Below are 21,117 nucleotides of genomic sequence, written 5' to 3' on the forward strand. Positions count from 1 at the left end.
TTTCTAAAAAAAGGGAAGTTTTTTTGTTTGTTACTGGAAAAATACCAATTAATGTCGATAGTAATATAGTAGGAAAAAAAAGGAGGATTTATCGATGAAAAAAATCATGTTTGCTTTCTTTCTATCATTGCTTCTCGTATTCCCAACATTTGCACATGCTGAGGAAAAAGGAGCAGTACCAGCATCCGTACAAGTAACAAGTGTTACAGCAGCCGATAGTGGATTAGTGAATTACGGCTATGGCAGTAAATATCGCGTGGGCTCTTATTATCCAGCTACGTTTAAAGGAACACTAAAAGATACAAGTGGAAATCTTATGCCCAATCAGCCGATCCAGCTTTATTTTGAAGCAGCAATTAAATCATATGCTCAAACAGCGACAGGCACAACAGACGAGAATGGACAATTTTCACTGACGTTTCAAGTTCCTGCAGGTGCAGGCTACCAAACATACAATAATGCAGGCTGGTCTACACATTACTACGATATCGTTCCAGTGACGTTCACTTCAAACGACATCAAGCTATCTTCAAATGTCACAAGTGTGTACCATTTGGCATATACAGTACGTAACTAATTTGCTGGGGGAGACGACCTGGCTGAAGCCTTGTCGTTTTTTTCATAGAAAAAAGGATGTCATCATGTGACATCCTTTTCTTTTTGTTAGCAAACCTGCTGGGCGGCAACCGAAAGAGTCGATAAACAAACACTCATGAGCCGTGACTCCCAGATTCGATCGAGCGTTTAACTTTTAATTCTGAGCTCTGATGGATAAGAACTTTCACACTTGAACGTTGATCCTTGAACCTTCAGCTTTGAGCTTTTATCAAGGATCATCCAGAGATGATCAGATGAGGAGGGAAGGACCTTTCCCTCGGAGGTGTTTAGTTCTATCGATTTTCGGCTCACTAACAAAATTGATTAATCGATCTGTATTTTCGTTAGTGTATTGCTCTCTGACAAGGAAAAATCAACTTCCATTTGAAAATCCTCAATGTCGGTCGAAAGCTTTTCAATCTTCACTCGAAGATGAAGCGGATCGATGATTGTCGCCTCATTTTCAGCGAGGAACGACTTGACGATCTCTTGGTTGGCAGCCGCTTGTGTTTTTCCGTCTTTCCCAAACAAGGTTTCTAAATGCTGGTCGAGCCTCTTCTTTACCTCTTCATTGGTCTGTTCTGCTTTGTCTACTAGCTCTGTGTATACCTTTTTCAATTTCCGTAAATAACGAATATCATATTCTATCGATGTCTTCCGTTCAATCGCTTCTGCCACTGTCATGCTGACACCCGCTACATCAATCGTTGTTGTCGCATTCGACACAACGATGGCTGATTTAATGGCATTCCGGCGTTTGATTAATGCTTGAATCGATTGGTCATCAGCCTTCGCCTTCTTTTCGATTTCTTCTTGATGTTGAAACCCGTGCTGTATATGTTTCCCGATCATCAATCCACCAAGTACGGCTTCATCAACGGTTCGGTTGATTCTCTTATCTAACATTTTCAGTTCACTTAATGCTCTTGTAATGGTCATTTCCATATTAGTGACAACTCCCTTGGTTCATCCTGAAAATCATAGATTCCTATCATATACCAAAGTGTGCTTCTTTTACTAGTGATATCCTTTTTTGTAAGACTATTATCATAGAAAAAACCTGGCGTTATACACCAGGTTCTTCACGTTTTTTCTGAATCCAAGCTGTCACATAATAGGCAGCATAGCAGAGCGCGATGAAGGGAATGCCGCAGATAAGGGCAATCCGCTGATTTGGATCAAAGGCAATGCCGATCACAGAGGCAAGACACAGGAAGAAGGCAGCAATCGGAACCACTGGGTAGAGAGGGGTTCGAAATGTAAGATCATGGAGCTGTCCGCCTTCCTGTAAAAAACGTTTCCGAAACATAAATTGTGAGGCAGCAATCCCCATCCACACGATCACAACGGCAAGTCCTGAGATCGAAACAAGGACAAGGTAAACCGTTTCTGGTGCGATGACACTTGATAACAAAGAAAGAATCCCGCCGATCATACTTAAAATCAGTGCGTTCAAAGGGATTCCTTTTGATGTCAGCTTCGCCAGTTTCTTAGGCAGTGTCCGTTCCTCAGAAAGTGACCAGAGCATACGGGATGACGCGTATAGTCCAGAGTTTGCGGCAGATAAGATCGCTGTCAAAATGACAAAATTCATGAAATCTGCGGCATATGGAATCCCGATGCGATCAAACACCACAACAAATGGACTTTTGATCACCCCGGCTTCTTCCACTGGGATCAAGCCGGCTAAGACCACGATTGTTCCAACGAAAAACAAGACAAGCCGCAGTACGGTAGTGCGAATCGCTCTTGGAATGGTTTCGTCAGGATTGACGCTTTCACCCGCAGCAATCCCAATTAACTCCGTACCTGAAAAAGCGAAATTGACGGCCAGCATCGTCATTAAAATCGGTAAAAAGCCGTTTGGGAAAAGACCGCCTTCCCCGGTGAAGTTAGAAAAGAACGGAGCGGCCTCACCGCCCTTTAATGGAATCAAGCCAAACATCGCAGCTCCGCCAAGGATAATAAAGAGAATAATAGCCATTACTTTAATGCTGGAAAACCAAAACTCTGATTCTGCAAAAAACTTAACTGTAAACGCATTGAGTAAAAAGATGAGAAGAGCAAAGACGCCGCTCCACATCCAAACCGATGTGTCTGGAAACCAGCGCTGCATTAAAAGCCCTGCCGCTGTAAATTCCGATCCGAGTGCCACTGTCCATGTCAGCCAGTACAGCCAAGCAACTGTGTAGCCTGTGCCAGGTCCAATGTATTTTGTTGCATACGTATGAAAGGCCCCTGTAACCGGCATTGCGACAGACAGCTCGCCTAAACAGAGCATCACGAGGTACACAATTAATGCCCCGACAAGATAGGCAAGGATCGTTCCCGCGGGTCCTGCTTGATTGATGGTATACCCAGAGCTTAAAAAGAGCCCTGTTCCAATGACCCCGCCTAGAGAAAGCATGAACAGGTGGCGGCTCGTCATTTTTCGTTGATATTGTTGTGATTGATCTTTTGCTTGTTCCATGTCTTCCCGCCCTTTTGCTTAGAAGTATGTGTGATAATTCATGCTGCTATGATGTGGTAAGTCTTAAGATGTCCGTGATATCTTCTGGGGTCGTCCGGCAGCAGCCGCCGATGATATGCGCGCCGTCTTGATACCATTGATGCGCACATTCACCAAATGTATGCTGAGGCGTATCTCCGCTCCATACCTTTTCTTCGGGATCATATAACTCCCCTGAGTTTGGATACACGACAATCGGCTTGCTTGTCCCCTTTTTCATCTCTTGAATGAGAGAAGAGATAAATTGCGGCGGCGTACAGTTTACACCAACAGCAGCGATCTGTTCATAAGGTTCTAGTGCGTGTACACATTCTCTGAGCAAATCACCTTCACTGATATGAAGGTCGTCCCTCGCACTGAATGTAATCCAAGCAGATACATCACTGAATTCATCTTGCAGCAGCTTTGCAATGGCCGTTGCTTCAATGAGACAAGGGATCGTTTCACATGCAAGAATATCTGCACCAGCTTCTACTAATGCCTGAATCCTTGGTCTATGAAAATCAATGAGTGCCTGCTCTGTAAGCCCGTAATTTCCTTTATATTCTGAACCATCAGATAAATAAGCGCCGAATGGCCCCACAGATCCTGCAACAAATGGTTTTGTCCGCCCTTTACGACTGGCTTCATCCTGCCAAAAAAGGTCCCGTGCCTCTTTTGCTAAAGTGACAGATCGTTTCATTAGGTCAATGGCTTCTTCTTTTGAATAGCCTTTTTCAGCGAAGCCATCAATCGTCGTTTGGTAGCTCGCTGTTGTGGCACAGTCAGCTCCGGCTTGGAAGTAATCCAAATGTACTTGCTGAATCAATTCTGGCTGTTCAATTAGTATTTTGGCGGACCATAAACTGTCGTTTAAATTACAGCCCTTTCGTTCAAGCTCTGTTGCAAGTGCACCGTCTAAAATTAAAGGTGCGTGAGCCTGTAAGCGGCTTTGAATAGGATTCATGGAATGGAACACCCTCCTTTTTAGTCGGAAATGATGGATATGATATGAGGCAGTAGTTTAAATGACTAAAGTGTTTTTGTCAAGGAGAGGGAAAAGCATGTGATGGCTGAAAAACCCTGAAAACATGCGGTTTTCCATGCATAAACATGCAGTCAAAATAATAGAAAACCAAGTCATTGACAGCCTCTAAAAAGAGATATATATTATGAAAAGGTTCATATCAGAAAGCTTCATCAAAAGGCGCTGTCTTTTGATTTTTATTTTGTTCAACGACTGTCTTCTTTCGTGCAGAAAGAGGGTTTTTTATATGCTTAAAAAAGGGGGAAAGAAGAAATTGAAAAAATGTGTAAAAGATATCGCAATGATTCTAATTGGTTCGTTTTTATTTGCCGCCGCAGTGAACATGTTTGTCATTCCGCTTGAATTTGGTGAAGGCGGTGTAACGGGGCTGTCCATTATTTTTTATTATTTGTTTGAAATTGCACCATGGCTGACGAACCTAGTGTTTAATGCCATCCTGCTGCTTGTGGGGTATAAATATTTAGACAAGAAGACGACGATTTATACTGTGGTTGCCGTCGCAAGTAACTCCCTATTCTTACACCTGACCACAACATGGGTCGTGAATGTTCACGAATTGATCATTGGCGCCATTTTCGCAGGAATCATTATCGGAATTGGGATTGGTCTTGTGCTAAGAGCAGGCGGTACTACGGCGGGTTCTGCCATACTCGGAAGAATTGCCAATAAGTATTTAGACTGGAACGTGAGCTACGCCATCTTGTTCTTTGATCTGATCGTCGTATTTGCTTCCTACTTTATTATTGGTGCGGAAAAATTAATGTTCACGATTGTGATGCTGTACGTGGCAACAAAGGTGATGGACTTCGTGATAGAAGGACTTAACACGAAAAAGGCAGTGACGATCATTTCTTCATGCAAAGATGATATTGCCGAAGAAATCAATCACACCTTGGATCGAGGCGTGACGATTTTAAACGGACGCGGTCATTATTCAAAGGAATCAAAGGAAATTCTTTATGCAGTCATTCAAAAACAAGAGCTTATGCGTCTAAAGAAAATCATTAAGAAAATTGATCGAGACGCATTCGTTGTTGTCCATGACGTGCGTGATGTGTTCGGAGAAGGATTTGTGAATATATAAAAACGGAAAGACCCCAAAAGGGTCTTTTTTTTATTTTATGCTTTATACCTCTTGTCACATGATACTATGTAATGTATAGTATAAATGGTTAGGAGTTGTAATTATGAATGCACAATTAAAAAAGGGTTTACTTGAATTCTGTGTACTGGCGGTATTAAAGAAAGGCGATTCCTATGGTTATCAAATGATTAAAGATATGTCCCATTGTATTGAGATTTCAGAATCGACATTATATCCGATATTAAAGCGGTTAGAGCAAAACAATTATGTGGAGACCTATTCCCAGGAACATAATAGTCGATTAAGAAAATACTACCGGATGACACAAAGCGGCCGTGAGCATATGGCGCAGTTTTTAGCGGAATGGGATCAAGTGATGGCGATTTACGACTTTATTTCTGGAGGACAGGGCAATGAATAAAAAAGAATTTTTAGCTAGCCTAGAGAAGCACCTGCATCGTCTAGGCGAAAAAGAAAGTGATCGGTTCATCGAGTATTATGATGAAATGATCGAGGATTATCAGGAAGATGGCTACAGTGAACAGGAAGCGGTCGATCAAGTCGGGCAGCCTGCCATCATCGCTGAAGGAATTTTGAAGGAACAAGGAATTAAAACCGTTCAGGTGCCGACGTTTGGAGAAAAAGCTACAAGGCTTTCCATCCTCATTTTAGGTTTTCCATTATGGGGTAGTATTCTAGCCACAGTTTTCCTGCTAATTCTTTCTATGTATATGGTAATTTGGTGCATTCCACTCGTGACAGGTACAATGACGCTAGTTGGTCTGCTCGGCGGTTTTTGGAGCATCATTGGTTCTCCGTTTATCTTTCAGGACGGTTTGCATGTGGTGGTGACGCAGATTGGCGTTGGTATTCTTCTATTAGGTGTCGGATTATTATGCGGCATGGCTACGGTGTATTTGACAAAGCTATTTGTTCAAATGACTGTTCAAACCACTAAGGCATTCATGGGAATGTTTAAAAAGAAGGTTGTGAGAGTATGAACGTGAATGATTTAAAAAAGCAATGCATCAAATGGGGGATCATCTTCACCGTTGCCGGAGGAATTGTCATGGCAATTGGTTTAGGACTATCAGGCTTTGACCTAGATGCATATGACAACAATGACCAGAACAATGTGTTCCGCACCATCAATTGGAGCAAGCCATAAATGAAAGATCCGCTTATGCGGGTCTTAGCCTGTAGACAAACCCTCGCATTCGGTGTCAGTCCTGCGCGTCGGTACTCACGAATGTCAAATTCGCTCCGTTCCGGTGCTCGTCCTTCCTAGACTGCAAAGGTTTTCTATCACGCTGAAAAGAAGACAAAGGGCTAAAATAAACATCATTTTAGCCCTTTGTCAACAATCTGAGACCCGCTTATGCGGGTCTTTTTTTCGCTCGAACCACAAAGAAGAAATAACAGCAAAGTGCACCTAGTTCACAAAGCATAATGATCAGGCCCATTGGAAAGGCTGTTTGGCTTCCGGCTAGTCCGACAAGAGGCGTCATGCAGGCGCCTAGCAGCATTTGTGCCACACCGATGAGTGCGGCTGCACTTCCTGCATGTGCGCCGTGATGCTGCATCGCAAGAGACGGGGCAGAGGTGCCGACAATTCCAACGCTTGATACCACAAAAAAGAGCGGAATGAGAATACCATACAATCCTGCATCAATGGAGATCATCAAAAATAAGGTGACGCCGCCTAAGGCAGCTGTCAGCAATCCAATGCGAAGAACCTTCTCTTCGCCGATTCTCGCAGCGACACGGGCAAATACTTGTCCAGCTGTGATGATTCCAAGACTATTCACCGCAAAGGCAGCACTGAATCCTTGTGGAGAAAGGTGAAAAAGCTCCTGAAGCACAAACGGTGAGCCAGAAATATAAGCAAACATCGCTGCGAATACAAGACCTTGCGAGAGGGCATATCCTACAAAGAGACGATCACTCGCTAAAATTTTCATGGCGCCAACAATCTGTTGAAAGCCTCCTGTTTGTCTGCGCTCCGCAGGTAAACTTTCCTGAAGTGAAAAAATAGATCTCAGCAACATCAAAGCCCCGAGAATTCCTAATAGAACAAATACACCCTGCCATGTGGTAAAGCGTAACATCTGTCCGCCCACAATAGGTGCCGCTGCCGGAGCAACCCCGTTGACCAACATGAGCAGTGCAAAGAATTTCGTCATTTCTGAGCCTTCATAATGATCTCGCACAATGGCTCGTGCAATGACAATGCCTGCTGAACCAGCGAGTCCTTGAATCAATCTTAAGAGGATGAACATCCAAATCGACGAGACCACCGTGCATAAAAGAGAGGCGGCGATAAAAATGATTAAGCCGATCATCAGCGGTTTTCTTCTACCGATCGTATCACTAATAGGCCCTGCAATCAGTTGTCCAAGTGCCAGTCCAATAAGACAAGCCATCAGACTTAATTGGGACAAAGCAGTGCTTGCTTCAAAATCTCGCGCAATATGAGGCAATGCAGGTAAATACATATCCATTGCAAGCGGTGCAAGGGCGGTTAAAGAACCAAGCAATGCGGCAAGGAGAAATCGGTTTTTTTTCGATTCTTGGGGATAAGATAAAGAACTCATATGATCATTACACTCCTCGTATACTTCCTCAAAACAGCATAATGAATCAAGCGTTCTTTTTCAATGGAAATTTTCAAAGAGGATTGCGTGCAAAATGATTGATCTTTCGAATGAGACTCTTTACATTGAATGAGTAGAGAAAAGGACAAGGTCAACGACATGCAGTATTTGCAAGATACGTATATCTAGCATTAAACAACAGGAGGTGCTGACATGGAGCAGCAAGAGCTGATCATTCGTCAAGCAGTCAAAGAAGATCATGAAGCGATCAGACATGTACTAATCAAATCCTATTCACAGTATGAGCCTCAATTTACGGAGGAAGGCTGGCAAAATTATTCTGCTGCGCTTGCAGCAGCTGTAGATAATCCAAACATGGAGCTGATGCTTGTGGCGGAGCTTGAAGGCAAGGTCGTGGGGACGCTTCAAATGTTCCGGTCATCAGAGCAAGCGTATGACAAACCCGAAATGGGCATTACATCAGCCATCGTCCGGTTTTTAGGAGTAGATCCCGATGTCAGGGGAAAAGGAATTGCAGAGTCATTGTTACGTAAAAGTATTGAACTCACGCAATCATGGGGCGAAAATGTTCTGTACCTTCATACATCTGATAAAATGCAGGCTGCCATTCGTCTTTATGAAAGAATGGGCTTTGAGCGTGCACTAGATAAAGAATTTGTGAATCAAAATGGGACGCATGTCAAGAGCTATCAATATGTCATCCAGAAAGAACAGCCGGCAGGTTCATCACATCACGCGTAATAAAAGGAAGAGCACGTCCTCTATGGACAGCTCTTCCTTTTTCAATTTACGCCCACAGTATAAGCGCCCAATAGGATAATCCCCACGAGATTAAACCGAACATAACAAAGAATTTTAACATGCGCTCATAAGGAGAAAGCTTTCGTTCTCTCTTCGTTTTCACCAGCCGCCAATAAAGGGCATAGCCGCAAAAAATGAGGATGATTTGTCCAAGCTGTGTAAGGTTTTCAAGAATCGTGATTCCGTTCATTTATTTCACCTCATCATAGGTCTTCCATATGTGAATGAAGCAACCCTTTATTTTTTCATAAAAAAACGATGTATACTGGAAAGAGAGAAACTAGATGCAAGAGGGAGTTGTGACATGTTGTTTTCGCTACATGCGGATCGGTGGGATGAAGTAATCGAGAGAAAAATCAAATACGATCAGAAGGTTGTGGAACATACGTGTCAGCTGTTAGATGCACAGGGACAGAAAGCTGTGCTTTTTCACAAGATTGAAGAGACGTTTTCGATGAGTGCAGGCGATGATACGCTGACAATTCCAAAAGGGAGCTATACGACCGCCTACTATTGGAAGGATCGTCCTTACAATATGTATTTCTGGAGAGATGATCAAGGGAAGGAACTAGGTTCTTATTTTAATATTGTGGGGAATACATGGTTGAACGGCCAGCTGGTCATGTTTGAAGACCTCATTGTTGATCTTCTCGTTCTACCGAATGGTGATTTTTTTGTATTGGATGAAGATGAGTTGCCAGAGAGTTTAGCGGATTTTGAACAAGGTTCAGTGCGCCGAGCATTAGAGGGTGTGATGGCTTCGTTAGAAAGCATACTTGATCAAGTGAGGGCAGATACTGAAGGGAAATATCATCATAGCTTATTTTCGCCGCTGTTAAAATAGAAAAAAACGATTCCTTTCAGCGAGGAATCGTTTTTTCTGTTAAACCTTGATACGGTTTAATCGTTTTTGTAAACTGGTTTTCGTTTTAGAAGCTTTTAGCTGTTTGACAGCGGTTTGCGCTGCTGCTTTTGTTTTCTTCGTTCGTTTTGATTCCGCTTTTTTCACCTTTTGTTTGGCGTCAGTCACTTTCTTTTGATAGGCTACCTGTTTTTTGACTTTGTCGAGCCGGTTTTGCAGGCTTGTTTTTTCTTTGCCTTTGTTTAGCTTTTTGATGGCTGTTTGAGCGCTTTTCATGGCGCCTTGTGTTTTGCTTTTTTCGGCTGTTTGAACCTTAGCACGTGCCAAGCGGATATCAATGGTTCCTTGTACCTTTTTCACCCGTTCAGTGAGTGCTGTTTTTTGTTTACTTGCAGTGAGTCGGCCAATTCTTGTTTTGGCTTGATTGACATCTGCCTGCTTTTTAGAAGTTTCGGCTGTTTTAACAGCGCTGGTCGCAGCTTTTACAAAGGTGGACTGCGGTATATATTGCACGCGGCCATACCCGAATTGTGGATCTTTTCCTTTTGTGCCAAGATCCACTGTATAGCTGCGCAATAAGGTGCGAAGCTGTACATTTGTTTTCTTCGGATGAAGCTGTTTCAACAGTGCCAGCATGCCTGTGACATGCGGCGTAGCTTGTGATGTACCTGTTGCATACCAATATTCATTTTTTAAATAAGTGCTGATGACGTTCTGACCAGGGGCAGAAAATTCAATGCCTTTCCCTGTATTTGAGATAGACGCAAGTTTGTCTTTGTCCGTCGTTGCAGAAACGGCAATGACACTATCGTAAGCGGCAGGGTAACTAATATGATTCTTCTTCCCATCATTCCCGCTTGCAGCGACCACAAGCAGACCTTTTTTATATGCTTCATCCACTGCTGAGCGCAAAATAGGGATATTGTCTTCAAAACCTAAACTTAAATTCATAATATCCATCTTGTTGCTAATGGCCCAATCGATTCCTCGAAGCAGGCTGTACAAGTCGCCTTCTCCCTTTTTATCTAACACTTTCACTGCATACAGCTTCGCGCCAGAAGCGACGCCGACTGTGCCGTAATCGTTATTGAGGGCACCAATCGTTCCTGCGACATGTGTGCCGTGTCCTTCATCATCTTTATAGGAGGAAGTATAGTTCACGAATGATTTACCGCCGGATATCTTTAAATCCTCATGTGGAGAAATACCAGTATCTAAAATGGCGACTTTCACATTTTTCCCCGTGACGCCTTCTTTTATCGCTTGCTTTACATTCAGCTTTTGCAGGTTGTAAGATTTTTGAACCAATGCATCCTGATTCGTAGAGGCAGCGGTTTTTTTCATCGTAGAAGAAGCGAGTTTGACCTTTATGTTTTTTGAAACATACGCGATGTTGGGGTCTTTTTTGAGTGACGTGACCGCTTGTTCATCTGCTGTCACAGCGACAGCGGGAAGATGTATGTACTGTTCGTTCACTTTTTCACTTTCTTCAATCGCTGTTTGCTTTCCTTTTTGGTTTTTATAGACGATGATGACATCTGTTTCTTTTGGCGGTGCAGCTGCCTGCGAATGGTAAGGCAAGGCAGTTGTCAACGCAAGAAGAAACGCGATGACTACGACAATTTTCTTTTTCAAGGCGATAGCCCCTTGCATACGATGACCTCCGTCTTTTTTTCTCTATTATATCGGAGAAATGAGAGGGATGGTTAGAAGAATCATATTGTTTGTCAGAAAGTTTTTTTACAAGTAACCTGAAATTGAAATTCATACAAATCTAGTAGACAATAGAAATATCATAATAAGAGAAAGTAGGATATGCTGATGAACGTAAAAGAGTATATGACGTATGATGCGACAGGCTTGGCAGCACTTGTACGGAATAAGCAGGTAACGCCAGACGAGCTTGTACAAGCTGCATTTGCTAGATTGAATGAGGTCAATCCTGAATTAAATGCGTTGATTCAGACAAGACAAGATCAAGTATTAAAAGAAATCAAGACATTACATACGAATCAGCCGTTTGCAGGCGTTCCATTTGTACTGAAAAATATATCGCAAGGGCTGGAAAATGAACCGCTGACAGCAGGTGCTGCATTGTTAAAGGATGTAAAGGCAAAAACGGACTCCCACTTTGTCCAGCGATTGAAGCAGGCTGGATTTCTCATGATGGGGCATACAAACACACCAGAATTCGGATTAAGAAATGTAACAGAACCTGCTTTACATGGTCCAACGAGGAACCCTTGGCATCCTGACTATTCCCCTGGCGGTTCAAGCGGCGGGACGGCAGCAGCTGTTGCAAGCGGCATCGTGCCTGCTGGAGGAGCAAGTGATGGTGGAGGGTCGATTCGGATTCCAGCATCCTTTACAGGTTTGTTTGGTCTCAAGCCAACAAGAGGAAGAACGCCGGTAGGACCAGGCGCAGGAAGGCAGTGGCAAGGGGCATCCATTGACTTTACACTCACAAAAACAGTGCGGGACAGTGCAGCCCTTCTTGATCTGCTTCAAGTCATTCAGCCTGAAGCGGCTTTCCAAACGCCGTTATACGACGGCAGCTATCAAGAAGATCTAGTGAAACGTACATCTTCTATGCGAATTGCTTACAGTGTACAATCTCCAGTTGGTACGAAGGTCAGTGAGGAAGCGAAGCAGGCGGTGCAGCAAACAGTGAAATGGCTGAGTGATCAAGGGCACCAAGTAGAAGAAGCAGGGCCTGCAATCGATGGGGTTCATCTGATGCAGCAATACTACGTCATGAACAGCGGAGAAATGTCTGCATTATTCACGTCCTTGGCTCGTTCATTAGGACGTCCAGTCAATCCGGAGGAAACAGACATCGTGGCATGGGTGTTGGCGGAGGCTGGCAAGAACGTAACCGCTGCTGCTTACACAGAAAGTCTTGATGCATGGGATATGGCGGCTGCACAAATGGCGTCATTTCATCAAACTTATGATCTCTTTGTGACACCAGCGACAGCCTATTCAGCTCCTAAGGTTGGTGAGTTGATGCATTCGAAGGAAGAAATCACTGAACTTTTACGTGTGTCATCTCTCTCAATGCAAGCGCAGCAGGATCTCATTTATGACATGTTCTTAAAGAGTTTGACCTACACACCATTTACACAGCTTGCCAACTTAACGGGTCAGCCTTCTATGAGCGTTCCTGTTCATCTCACTGAGGAGGGCATGCCTTTAGGTGTCCAGGTTACAGCACCTAAGGGGAAAGAGGATTGGCTGCTTCGGCTTGCAGCAGAAATGGAGACATCCTCGATTTGGAAAGGAACAAATCAACTCATACGTTGAAACGACATTTGTCTATGGAGGGAAAGGAGTGTCACACGTGAGTACGAAGGATAGAATTATTCAAACGGCCGCACTTCTTTTACGCAAACAGGGGTATCATGCGACAGGATTGAATCAAATCATTAGAGAGAGCGGCACACCTAAAGGATCTCTTTATTATTATTTTCCAAACGGAAAAGAAGAGCTAGCCATAGCAGCCGTTGAATATATTAGTCAAAAGGTCATCAATCAAATAGAAGAAAGCTTTGCCTATTCGAACGATCCTTATATCGCCATCGACCGTTTTATGACAAACATCATCCGGGGATTTACGGAGCAGGAAAATGAAAGAGGGATTCCGATTGTCTTGCTGGCGGCAGAATCCAAGCCAGAACATACGCAGCTTCATACTGCATGTAAACAAGAAATGATCCGCTGGCAAAAGCTTGTGAAAGAAAAGCTCATGAACAGTGGTTATGAAGAAAACAAAGCGGATGAGCTGGCTTCCCTCCTTCATTCAATGGTGATTGGGGGTCTATCGATGACCACAGCACTCAAACAAACGACCCCGTTAGAACATGTGAAATGTTACCTTAGACACTTATTTATGCGAGAAGAGTAAAATCTCTCGCATATTGTCTATCTATTATATCAATTGGTCTATATAATAAAGATAGTCAATTCGTCATGAGGAGTGATGGGATGTCGGAGCAACCGCAATCGATCAAGCAATCCGAAGGTACCTCTTTTTATACCTTGTCTGGTTCAGGGAAGCTGTATGGGCTGGAAAATCAGCTTGTTCTTGTGCTGGCAGAAGCAACTCGAACGAATCAGCTGTTTGAGCTTGTCTTAATCACAGGTGGGAAAGGAGCTTATTTTCCACTTCACTGTCATGAGCACTTATTTGAAACCATTTTTGTGCTGGAAGGAAAGCTTGAAGTGATTTTGGATGGTAAAAAATATATGGTCACAGCCTTCGATTATATTCATATTCCGCCCAAAACGATCCATGGCTACAGAATGCATAGTCACAAAACAAGATTTATTTCATATACGTTGGGCGGACAAATGACAGATGTCTATCAGCAAATCGGGAAAAAGCTTCAGCTGAACGAATGGCCGATGACTGATCATGCTTTCGATGCAGCCAGCTTTGAACAAGCTGAAAAAGAAAGCGATCTCATTTTGATGCATGGTATCCGGCAGCTGTCAAATACAACAAAGCCCTCCGTTTTATTTCATAGTCAGCTTCCTCAGGCGGTGCAGCCCTATGTATTAGAGGCTGGTGAAGGGAAGCAATATATCGTGGATGGTCAGCTCCATGAGCTGATCGCAACAACAGAAACAACTGGAGGCGGGTTCAGTCATTTTGTGATTGAAGGCGCGAAGGGAAAGTATTTTCCTCCGCATTATCATCAAGTACATACAGAAGCACTCTATTGTGTTGAGGGAAAAATGAATCTTCAATTGAACGGTGAGGATATATGCCTGATGCCGGGTGACTTTGCCTATATACCGCCGGATACAATTCACTCTTATGAATTCGTGTCTCATTCTAATAAATTTTTGCTATTGCTGCTCCCTGGAAAGATTGAGCAGTTGTATGAGCAGTTTGAAGAATCACAAAGTCCGAGTATATGTCCTTATTTTATTCAAGAAGGGAACTTGATGATCGATCGAGAGACTTCCTCTCAATATGATTTGGTCTTTATCGATAAAGGATAAAGATGTAACGCGTTACACACATGATTGAATAAGCGCCTGTCGAACCGATCGACAGGCTTTTTTGTTTTTTCATATTCATGATTTGATGCATGAACCATCCTCTCAAGGTGAAGCTATGTACAGATGATTTTCGCTAAAGGAGGAAATGCATGTGAGAGCTGTTACTTACCAAGGGAAAAATAGCATCGCAGTGAAGAAAGTAGATGCACCATCAATTCAAGATCGGGAAGATGTGATCATTCGAATTACATCAACAGCAATTTGTGGATCTGATTTACATTTGTATCAGGGGAATTTCCCGCTTCCAATCGGTTATGTGATTGGGCATGAGCCAATGGGGATTGTGGAGGAAGTTGGCCCAGATGTCACGGCAGTAAAAAAGGGAGACCGTGTCGTTATTCCATTTACCGTTGCATGTGGTCAATGCCAATATTGCCATCACCACTTAGAAAGCCAATGCGACAACTCAAACCCGCACTACGATTCGGGTGGACTTTTTGGATATAGTGAGAAATATGGGAACTACCCAGGAGGACAGGCAGAGTATTTACGCGTGCCTTTTGGCAATTACACCCCGTTTAAGATCCCTGATGATTGTGAGCTGGAGGATGAACAATTGCTGTTCTTATCTGATGTTCTCCCAACTGCTTATTGGAGTGTGGAGCACGCCGGTGTGAAAAAAGGTGATACGGTCATTGTGTTAGGCTGTGGACCTGTTGGGCTAATGGCGCAGCAATTTGCATGGCAAAAAGGGGCAGACCGTGTGATTGCGGTCGATTACATTGATTACCGTCTGCGACATGCAAAACGGATGAGCGGCGTAGAAGTATTTGATTTTACAGAAGATCCCGACATGGGAGAAACGTTAAAGGAGCTGACCAAGGGTGGTGCCGATGTTGTGATCGATTGTGTGGGAATGGACGGGAAGAAGTCGCCGCTTGAAAAAATTGAGCAGAAACTCAAGCTGCAAGGTGGAACGATCGGACCGATTCAAATTGCCACAAAAGCCGTCCGTAAATGTGGAACGGTGCAGATGACGGGTGTGTACGGCGGTCTATACAATATGTTCCCGTTAGGTGCCTTTTTCGCAAGAAACGTCACCCTTAAAATGGGTCAGGCTCCGGCTAGAGGCTACATGTCAAAGCTCTATCAAAAAGTGACAACTGGTGAAATTGATCCTAGGGCGATCATCACACATCAATTGCCGTTAGATGATGCCGCTCATGCGTATCACATATTTAATGATAAGAAGGATGATTGTATAAAGGTCATCTTAAAGCCGTAAAGAAGAAGGCTTAGGAATGTTCCTAAGCCTTTAATGTGTGCTCGTCCATCATTTTCTCAATTAATTCAAAAAATGTTTTTTTATCTTCTTCTGAAAGATGGTTGAACAGTTGATTAACAAGCAATTGGCGGTTGTCGATCATTTGTTTTGCAATTTGTTCACCAGATTCAGAGAGTTCAATCCATACAGTACGGCGGTCATTATTATTTCGAGAGCGGATAATCAGCCCTTCATCTTCTAAGTGATTGAGAGCGGTTGTTGTTGCAGAGGGAGATAATGAAACTTCCTGCAGAATATTTTTCACAGTACATGATTGATGACGATAAATGATGCGTAAAATAAACCCTTTCACATTCGTGACGTTTTTCGGGATGTTCTCTTCATCTATTTGTTTCGTCGCCTTTAAATACTTTGTCAGCGCATGGTCTAATAAACTTGCCTCTAGCTCGAAATGTTGCATTCTCCATACCTCTTTTCCTATTGCATTCGCATTTTCCGATCAATTACTAGGTCTATCTTATCATAATAGTTATCATCATTTAAACCAAAATGGAAGACGGATATAAAATTACCTATATTATCAATTAATATAAAGAACAATTCCAAATTGAAATGATTTTACTTTCAGCTGGTTTTATTTTAGAATGTGAATGAGATAAAATCTGCCAACCCATTCACTGGAAATTGGCTATTGTAAATCAAACGTTTGGAGATGAAGATATTGAATACACTACAGGCATTACTTAACGACAGAATGGAACGCTCATCACAAATTGAAGCGGTAACTGGCGGGGGTGTGTCTTATACATTTGAAGAATATGCAAAGCGCATTGACCAGCTCGCTCATTACTTACACCAAAAGGGGATTCGAAAAGGGGACCGTGTTTGCTTTATTAGTCAAAACCATCATCACTTCCCTACGATTATGCTGGCAGTCATCAAAGCAGGTGCAGTCGCAGTTCCGCTTAGCTGGCAGCTTACTTCCTTTGAGCTAGAAGGTATTTTGAAAAAAGCAGAGCCAAAGGCTTTATTTTTTGATCGTGAATTCCGTGACATCATTGCGGCAGTGAATGTGTCTTTAGAAGATTGCCTGATGGTGGAATCAGGTGTCAATGCGAAAACAACACAGCTGTTTGAAGACATTTTAGCTTCAAATGATGGAAGTAACCTTGCTGAAGAGGTATCAGAAGAGGATCTAGCGATGATTTTATTCACCTCTGGGACAACGGGCAATCCAAAGGGCTGTATGGTCGGACATGGACGAATCTATCAATTTTTAACAAGACGTGGGAATCGAGGATTCGATCTGAAAGGAAAACGATACTTGGCGAGTCATCCTCTGTATCATATGAGTTCAATTAATCATCTGATCGCAGCTGCAATTGAAGGATATACACTTGTCTTCTTACATGATGCAACACCGAAGCGCATTTTAGAAACGATTGAGAAAGAAAGAATTACGTTCATGATGGCTTTTCCATCAGCTTACACGTACATGCTAGAAGAAATGAAACGCGGTTCGTATGATCTTTCATCTTTTGAAATTGCGATTTCTGGCGGTACGAAGGTGCCGGTGCGCTTAATTAAAGATTACAAAGAAGTAGGCATTCAGATGATGCATGGCTACGGTAGTACAGAAGCATGGGTTGTGAGTGCGTGGCATCCAGCGATGGGCGAGGATAAAATGGGCTCTGCCGGTAAAGTAGATCCGGATGTAGAAGTGAAAATCGTGCATCCTGAGACAGACGAGACATTGCCAGCTGGAGAAATCGGCGAAGTCGTCATGAGAAGCCCATTTTATTTCTTAGGCTACTATCATCAGCCTGACGCTACAGAGAAGGTACTCAAAGATGGCTGGTTCCATATGGGAGATGCAGGCTATTTAGATGAAGACGGTTTTCTTTTCATCACAGGCAGATACAAAGATGTGATTCTGTACGGCGGGGATAATATCTATCCTGACCAAGTAGAAGAAGTCATTGATCAAATTCCAGGTGTGATTGAATCAGCTGTCATTGGGGTACCGGACGAATTATATGGTGAAGTGCCAAGTGCGTATATCGTAAAAGACGATTCCGCCGATTTTTGCGAAGAAGATGTGGTGAACTATTGTCAGGAACGTTTGGCAGATTACAAAGTACCCTCCATTCATTTCACACAGGAGCTGCCAAAAAATAAGCTTGGTAAAATCATGAAGAAGGATTTACGTGAATTGGTTGTGAATGCGTAGTACCTATTCTGCTATAATGAAATTTGAATGATTTTTTGTTTTTCTAACGTTTTGGAGGGAAAGGGTTTGCGACATATTCTTCGTAAGAAACACATTCACGATTTGTTAGAGCAGAGCAGGCAGCAAAAGGTACAGAAAACGCTGGGCGGGCTCGATCTCACGCTCCTTGGTATAGGGGCAGTGATCGGCACGGGGGTCATGGTGTTAACCGGAATTACAGCGGCTAAGGATGCAGGGCCAGCTGTCATTTTTTCCTTTGCCATTGCAGCGATTGTGTGCAGTTTGGCAGCACTTTGCTATGCAGAAATGGCTTCAGCGCTGCCTGTTTTCGGCAGTGCGTACATTTATTCATATACAACGATGGGTGAGCTTGTCGGTCATCTAATGGGATGGACGTTATTGTCCGTGTATATGCTGACTGCTTCAGCTGTCGCCAGTGGCTGGTCGAGCTATTTCAACAGCTTGCTTGAGGGGTTTGGAATTTCGATTCCCCATCAATTCTTAGCGGGGCCGGAACAAGGCGGATATATGAATCTGCCAGCCATTATCATTGCCTTACTAATTGCGTGGATCTTATCTAGAGGAACGAAGGAAAGTAAAAAATTCAATAATATCATGGTGTTTGTGAAGCTCGGTATTATTGTTCTTTTCATTGTAGTAGGCGGGTTTTATGTACAGCCAGCCAATTGGCAGCCATTCATGCCGTTTGGTGCAGAAGGTGTCATTGCCGGTGCTGCTGCTGTGTTTTTTGCCTTCTTAGGATTTGATGCGATTTCTGCTTCTGCGGAAGAGGTGAAAAATCCGCAGCGGAACCTGCCAATTGGCATTATTGGCTCATTACTCATTTGCACGATCATTTACATTGTCGTTTGTTTGATTATGACAGGTATGGTGCACTATACAAAACTGAATGTCACAGAGGCTATGTCCTATGTGCTGCAAAGTGTACATCAAAATAGCGTAGCCGGTATTATTTCTGTCGGTGCGGTCATTGGATTGATGGCTGTGATTTTCGCCAATAATTATGCAGCAACTCGAATTGCGTATGCGATGGGACGAGACGGTCTTTTGCCTAAAATGTTTTCGAAAACAAACAAAAGCGATACGCCTGTTGCAAGCATATGGATGATTGGCGGCATGACAGCTGTTATTTCAGGGTTTATTGATTTAAAGGACTTGTCCAATTTAGCGAATATCGGTGCTTTATTGACGTTTGCGATGGTGAGTTTATCTGTGCTTATTTTGAGAAAGACACATCAGCAGCTTGAGAGGGGATTCCGGGTTCCATTTGTGCCGGTATTACCGATTATCTCAATGGGCTGCTGCTTGTTCCTTATGCTCAACTTACCAGGCCGGACGTGGCTTTACTTTGGTGTTTGGCTGTTAATCGGTGTCGTCATGTACGCAGCGTATTCAAACAAACATAGTGAATTAGCGAAATCCTCATGAGAAAAAGGTGCAAATCCGTTGACGATTTGTGCCTTTTTTCATACGATTTGGGATAAGCTATAAAAGAGAAGATGGACGGAACAAGAGGAGGATGAGGGGTATGATTAGTGTTAGTCCTTATATTGTGGTAGACGATGTGAAGGAATCTCTTCAATATTATCAAGGGATTTTTGGCGGGGATATTCATATTTTAAATGAACATCAAGACCGTGTGCTGCATGCAGAACTGCACCTTGGAGAATCACTGCTTCACTTTTCAGATACGTTTGGCCGCACACCAAAGCCTGAACATCTCAGATTGATTATGCAGTTTGACAATGAAGAAGAACTAAAGGCTGTATATGAAGCGCTGGAAGCTGATGGAGATGTATTGGTCGAATTACAGGATACGTTCTTTGGCGCACTTCACGGACAAGTACAGGACCGCAAAAATGGGTTGATCTGGGTGCTGAATTATATGAAATAATCCAAGACCTTCACCTTCGTGAAGGTTCAGCGTGTAGACAAACCCTCGCATTCGGTGTCAGTCCTGCGTGCTGGTGCTCACGAATGACAAATTCGCTCCGCGCCAGTACTTGTCCTTTCTAGACTGCAAAGGTTTTCTATCAAGCTGAAAAGAAGACAAAAGGCTAAAATCAAGATCATTTTAGCCTTTTGTCAACAATCTGGACCTTCACCTTCGTGAAGGTTTTTTTGGGAGTGCTTTTATTTTCTGAAAAATGGAAAATATGCTATGTTGGAAGAATAAAAGAACAAGGAGGAAGGTGGCAAAGCGATGGAGCGAATTGAATTTCAATCAATCCAAACAAATGGTGTAACACTTCACACAGCAATGGCTGGACCTGAGGATGGTCCGCTGCTTATACTGCTGCATGGATTTCCTGAGTTCTGGTACGGCTGGAAGAACCAAATTATGCCCCTAGCCGAGGCAGGATATCGTGTCGTCGTTCCTGATCAAAGAGGCTACCATCTAAGTGATAAGCCAGAAGGAATCGAATCCTATGTATTAGATCAACTGAGGGATGATATCGTAGGGTTGATTAAGACCCTTAGTCCGAATCAAAAGGCGATTGTGGGGGGGCATGATTGGGGCGGGGCAGTTGCTTGGCATTTGGCATCCACACGTTCTCAATATGTAGAGAAACTAATCATTGTCAACATGCCGCATCCGCGGGTGATGATGAAGGTTCTTCCGTTTTATCCGCCACAGTGGAAGAAAAGCTCCTATATCGCTTTCTTTCAGCTTCCGAATGTGCCAGAGGCAGCACTCCAAGAAAATCACTTTCAAAAGCTGGATGAAGCCATAGGACTGACTGCAAGACCACATTTGTTCTCGAAAGAAGATGTATTAAGCTATAAGCTGGCTTGGACGCAGCCAGGTGCCATGACCTCGATGCTTAATTGGTATCGCGCGATCAAAAAGGGCGGCTTTGAAAAGCCGATATCTAAACGTATTTTAGTACCTGTTCGCATGATCTGGGGGATGGAAGACAAGTTTTTAAGCAGAAAGCTGGCAAAGGAAACGATGAAGATTTGCCCTAATGGTCAACTGATTTTTGTCGATGATGCTTCTCATTGGATCAATCATGAAAAACCAGAAGTAGTGAACAAACTCATACTCGAATTTTTGAACTAAAGAAAAAAGCTCTGG

Annotated in this window: 22 protein-coding genes; 15 read left to right on the forward strand and 7 right to left on the reverse strand. The window is 43.2% G+C overall.

Going from position 1 to position 21,117, the window contains the following annotated elements:
• Positions 1–94 precede the first annotated feature (94 nt).
• Entirely contained in the window at positions 95–577 is a 483-nt protein-coding gene (locus MHI16_RS01425; RefSeq protein ID WP_144463172.1) for a hypothetical protein, read from the forward strand.
• Between the two features lie 344 nt (positions 578–921).
• Here MHI16_RS01425 and MHI16_RS01430 read toward each other — a convergent pair whose 3' ends face one another.
• The 3 genes from MHI16_RS01430 to mmuM all read right to left on the reverse strand — a co-directional run bounded on the left by MHI16_RS01430 (position 922) and on the right by mmuM (position 4,052).
• Complete coding sequence (locus MHI16_RS01430; RefSeq protein ID WP_058015205.1) at positions 922–1,542, reverse strand: hypothetical protein; 621 nt, start codon at positions 1,540–1,542, stop codon at positions 922–924.
• A 121-nt stretch (positions 1,543–1,663) separates the two neighbouring features.
• The gene (mmuP, locus tag MHI16_RS01435) at positions 1,664–3,067 is read right to left on the reverse strand and encodes an S-methylmethionine permease (RefSeq protein WP_061406635.1); all 1,404 of its coding nucleotides are present in this window, start codon (positions 3,065–3,067) and stop codon (positions 1,664–1,666) included.
• A gap of 46 nt (positions 3,068–3,113) precedes the next feature.
• A complete protein-coding gene (gene mmuM / locus MHI16_RS01440; RefSeq protein ID WP_058015207.1) occupies positions 3,114–4,052 on the reverse strand; it encodes a homocysteine S-methyltransferase in 939 nt (312 codons plus the stop codon).
• Positions 4,053–4,386: 334 nt separating this feature from the next.
• On the opposite strand from mmuM, the gene MHI16_RS01445 reads away from it, so the two are divergent.
• The 4 genes from MHI16_RS01445 (at position 4,387) to MHI16_RS01460 (ending at position 6,385) form a co-directional block, all read left to right on the forward strand.
• The gene (locus tag MHI16_RS01445) at positions 4,387–5,217 is read left to right on the forward strand and encodes a YitT family protein (RefSeq protein WP_034320763.1); all 831 of its coding nucleotides are present in this window, start codon (positions 4,387–4,389) and stop codon (positions 5,215–5,217) included.
• Between the two features lie 103 nt (positions 5,218–5,320).
• A complete protein-coding gene (locus tag MHI16_RS01450) occupies positions 5,321–5,638 on the forward strand; it encodes a PadR family transcriptional regulator (protein ID WP_012008800.1) in 318 nt (105 codons plus the stop codon).
• Positions 5,631–6,218, forward strand: a complete 588-nt coding sequence (locus MHI16_RS01455; RefSeq protein ID WP_144463168.1) for a DUF1700 domain-containing protein — start codon at positions 5,631–5,633, stop codon at positions 6,216–6,218. Before MHI16_RS01450 ends, MHI16_RS01455 begins: the two co-directional genes overlap by 8 nt.
• Positions 6,215–6,385 (forward strand): hypothetical protein, encoded by a 171-nt coding sequence (locus MHI16_RS01460; protein ID WP_167550604.1) that lies wholly within the window; start codon positions 6,215–6,217, stop codon positions 6,383–6,385. The genes MHI16_RS01455 and MHI16_RS01460 overlap by 4 nt, the downstream gene beginning before the upstream one ends.
• Positions 6,386–6,593: 208 nt before the next feature.
• On the opposite strand, the gene MHI16_RS01465 is transcribed toward MHI16_RS01460, so the two are convergent.
• Positions 6,594–7,811 (reverse strand): multidrug effflux MFS transporter, encoded by a 1,218-nt coding sequence (locus MHI16_RS01465; RefSeq protein WP_058015209.1) that lies wholly within the window; start codon positions 7,809–7,811, stop codon positions 6,594–6,596.
• A 213-nt stretch (positions 7,812–8,024) separates the two neighbouring features.
• On the opposite strand from MHI16_RS01465, the gene MHI16_RS01470 reads away from it, so the two are divergent.
• Positions 8,025–8,573, forward strand: coding sequence for a GNAT family N-acetyltransferase (locus MHI16_RS01470; protein ID WP_058015210.1), 549 nt, complete (start codon positions 8,025–8,027; stop codon positions 8,571–8,573).
• A 46-nt stretch (positions 8,574–8,619) separates the two neighbouring features.
• Here the strand turns inward: MHI16_RS01470 and MHI16_RS01475 are convergent, their stop codons facing one another.
• Entirely contained in the window at positions 8,620–8,823 is a 204-nt protein-coding gene (locus tag MHI16_RS01475; RefSeq protein WP_058015211.1) for a hypothetical protein, read from the reverse strand.
• A 114-nt stretch (positions 8,824–8,937) separates the two neighbouring features.
• On the opposite strand from MHI16_RS01475, the gene MHI16_RS01480 reads away from it, so the two are divergent.
• Positions 8,938–9,477 (forward strand): DUF402 domain-containing protein, encoded by a 540-nt coding sequence (locus tag MHI16_RS01480; RefSeq protein ID WP_342498043.1) that lies wholly within the window; start codon positions 8,938–8,940, stop codon positions 9,475–9,477.
• Between the two features lie 39 nt (positions 9,478–9,516).
• Here the strand turns inward: MHI16_RS01480 and MHI16_RS01485 are convergent, their stop codons facing one another.
• Positions 9,517–11,130: a S8 family serine peptidase gene (locus MHI16_RS01485; protein ID WP_342498044.1), complete on the reverse strand. Its 1,614-nt coding sequence runs from the start codon at positions 11,128–11,130 to the stop codon at positions 9,517–9,519.
• 186 nt (positions 11,131–11,316) lie between these two features.
• Here MHI16_RS01485 and MHI16_RS01490 point away from each other — a divergent pair, with 186 nt between their 5' ends.
• From MHI16_RS01490 to MHI16_RS01505, 4 genes are all read left to right on the forward strand, one after another.
• Positions 11,317–12,798, forward strand: a complete 1,482-nt coding sequence (locus tag MHI16_RS01490) for an amidase (protein ID WP_342498045.1) — start codon at positions 11,317–11,319, stop codon at positions 12,796–12,798.
• Positions 12,799–12,835: 37 nt separating this feature from the next.
• Positions 12,836–13,399: a TetR/AcrR family transcriptional regulator gene (locus tag MHI16_RS01495; protein ID WP_144463160.1), complete on the forward strand. Its 564-nt coding sequence runs from the start codon at positions 12,836–12,838 to the stop codon at positions 13,397–13,399.
• A gap of 80 nt (positions 13,400–13,479) precedes the next feature.
• On the forward strand, positions 13,480–14,502 hold the full coding sequence (locus tag MHI16_RS01500) for a quercetin 2,3-dioxygenase (protein WP_342498046.1): 1,023 nt from the start codon (positions 13,480–13,482) through the stop codon (positions 14,500–14,502).
• A gap of 151 nt (positions 14,503–14,653) precedes the next feature.
• The gene (locus MHI16_RS01505; protein WP_061406647.1) at positions 14,654–15,787 is read left to right on the forward strand and encodes a zinc-dependent alcohol dehydrogenase; all 1,134 of its coding nucleotides are present in this window, start codon (positions 14,654–14,656) and stop codon (positions 15,785–15,787) included.
• 22 nt (positions 15,788–15,809) lie between these two features.
• Here the strand turns inward: MHI16_RS01505 and MHI16_RS01510 are convergent, their stop codons facing one another.
• Positions 15,810–16,247, reverse strand: a complete 438-nt coding sequence (locus tag MHI16_RS01510; protein ID WP_012008812.1) for a MarR family transcriptional regulator — start codon at positions 16,245–16,247, stop codon at positions 15,810–15,812.
• A 261-nt stretch (positions 16,248–16,508) separates the two neighbouring features.
• Here MHI16_RS01510 and MHI16_RS01515 point away from each other — a divergent pair, with 261 nt between their 5' ends.
• The 4 genes from MHI16_RS01515 to MHI16_RS01530 all read left to right on the forward strand — a co-directional run bounded on the left by MHI16_RS01515 (position 16,509) and on the right by MHI16_RS01530 (position 21,102).
• Positions 16,509–18,017 carry an AMP-binding protein gene (locus MHI16_RS01515; protein ID WP_058015217.1) on the forward strand — a complete coding sequence of 503 codons (1,509 nt, stop codon included), beginning with the start codon at positions 16,509–16,511 and terminating at the stop codon, positions 18,015–18,017.
• Between the two features lie 66 nt (positions 18,018–18,083).
• Entirely contained in the window at positions 18,084–19,466 is a 1,383-nt protein-coding gene (locus MHI16_RS01520; RefSeq protein WP_058015218.1) for an amino acid permease, read from the forward strand.
• Between the two features lie 100 nt (positions 19,467–19,566).
• Positions 19,567–19,932 (forward strand): VOC family protein, encoded by a 366-nt coding sequence (locus tag MHI16_RS01525; RefSeq protein WP_058015219.1) that lies wholly within the window; start codon positions 19,567–19,569, stop codon positions 19,930–19,932.
• A gap of 309 nt (positions 19,933–20,241) precedes the next feature.
• The gene (locus MHI16_RS01530; protein WP_058015220.1) at positions 20,242–21,102 is read left to right on the forward strand and encodes an alpha/beta hydrolase; all 861 of its coding nucleotides are present in this window, start codon (positions 20,242–20,244) and stop codon (positions 21,100–21,102) included.
• The last annotated feature ends 15 nt before the right edge of the window (positions 21,103–21,117 follow it).

This window comes from Bacillus sp. FSL K6-0923, assembly GCF_038630825.1.
Classification (GTDB): Bacteria; Bacillota; Bacilli; order Bacillales; family Bacillaceae; genus Bacillus; species Bacillus pumilus.

Coding starts and splice junctions, on each gene's coding strand:
- MHI16_RS01425 (WP_144463172.1), top strand. CDS start 95: ATGAAAAAAATCATGTTTGCTTTCTTTCTATCATTGCTTCTCGTATTC.
- MHI16_RS01430 (WP_058015205.1), bottom strand. CDS start 1,542: ATGGAAATGACCATTACAAGAGCATTAAGTGAACTGAAAATGTTAGAT.
- mmuP (WP_061406635.1), bottom strand. CDS start 3,067: ATGGAACAAGCAAAAGATCAATCACAACAATATCAACGAAAAATGACG.
- mmuM (WP_058015207.1), bottom strand. CDS start 4,052: ATGAATCCTATTCAAAGCCGCTTACAGGCTCACGCACCTTTAATTTTA.
- MHI16_RS01450 (WP_012008800.1), top strand. CDS start 5,321: ATGAATGCACAATTAAAAAAGGGTTTACTTGAATTCTGTGTACTGGCG.
- MHI16_RS01455 (WP_144463168.1), top strand. CDS start 5,631: ATGAATAAAAAAGAATTTTTAGCTAGCCTAGAGAAGCACCTGCATCGT.
- MHI16_RS01460 (WP_167550604.1), top strand. CDS start 6,215: ATGAACGTGAATGATTTAAAAAAGCAATGCATCAAATGGGGGATCATC.
- MHI16_RS01465 (WP_058015209.1), bottom strand. CDS start 7,811: ATGAGTTCTTTATCTTATCCCCAAGAATCGAAAAAAAACCGATTTCTC.
- MHI16_RS01470 (WP_058015210.1), top strand. CDS start 8,025: ATGGAGCAGCAAGAGCTGATCATTCGTCAAGCAGTCAAAGAAGATCAT.
- MHI16_RS01475 (WP_058015211.1), bottom strand. CDS start 8,823: ATGAACGGAATCACGATTCTTGAAAACCTTACACAGCTTGGACAAATC.
- MHI16_RS01480 (WP_342498043.1), top strand. CDS start 8,938: ATGTTGTTTTCGCTACATGCGGATCGGTGGGATGAAGTAATCGAGAGA.
- MHI16_RS01490 (WP_342498045.1), top strand. CDS start 11,317: ATGAACGTAAAAGAGTATATGACGTATGATGCGACAGGCTTGGCAGCA.
- MHI16_RS01500 (WP_342498046.1), top strand. CDS start 13,480: ATGTCGGAGCAACCGCAATCGATCAAGCAATCCGAAGGTACCTCTTTT.
- MHI16_RS01510 (WP_012008812.1), bottom strand. CDS start 16,247: ATGCAACATTTCGAGCTAGAGGCAAGTTTATTAGACCATGCGCTGACA.
- MHI16_RS01525 (WP_058015219.1), top strand. CDS start 19,567: ATGATTAGTGTTAGTCCTTATATTGTGGTAGACGATGTGAAGGAATCT.
- MHI16_RS01530 (WP_058015220.1), top strand. CDS start 20,242: ATGGAGCGAATTGAATTTCAATCAATCCAAACAAATGGTGTAACACTT.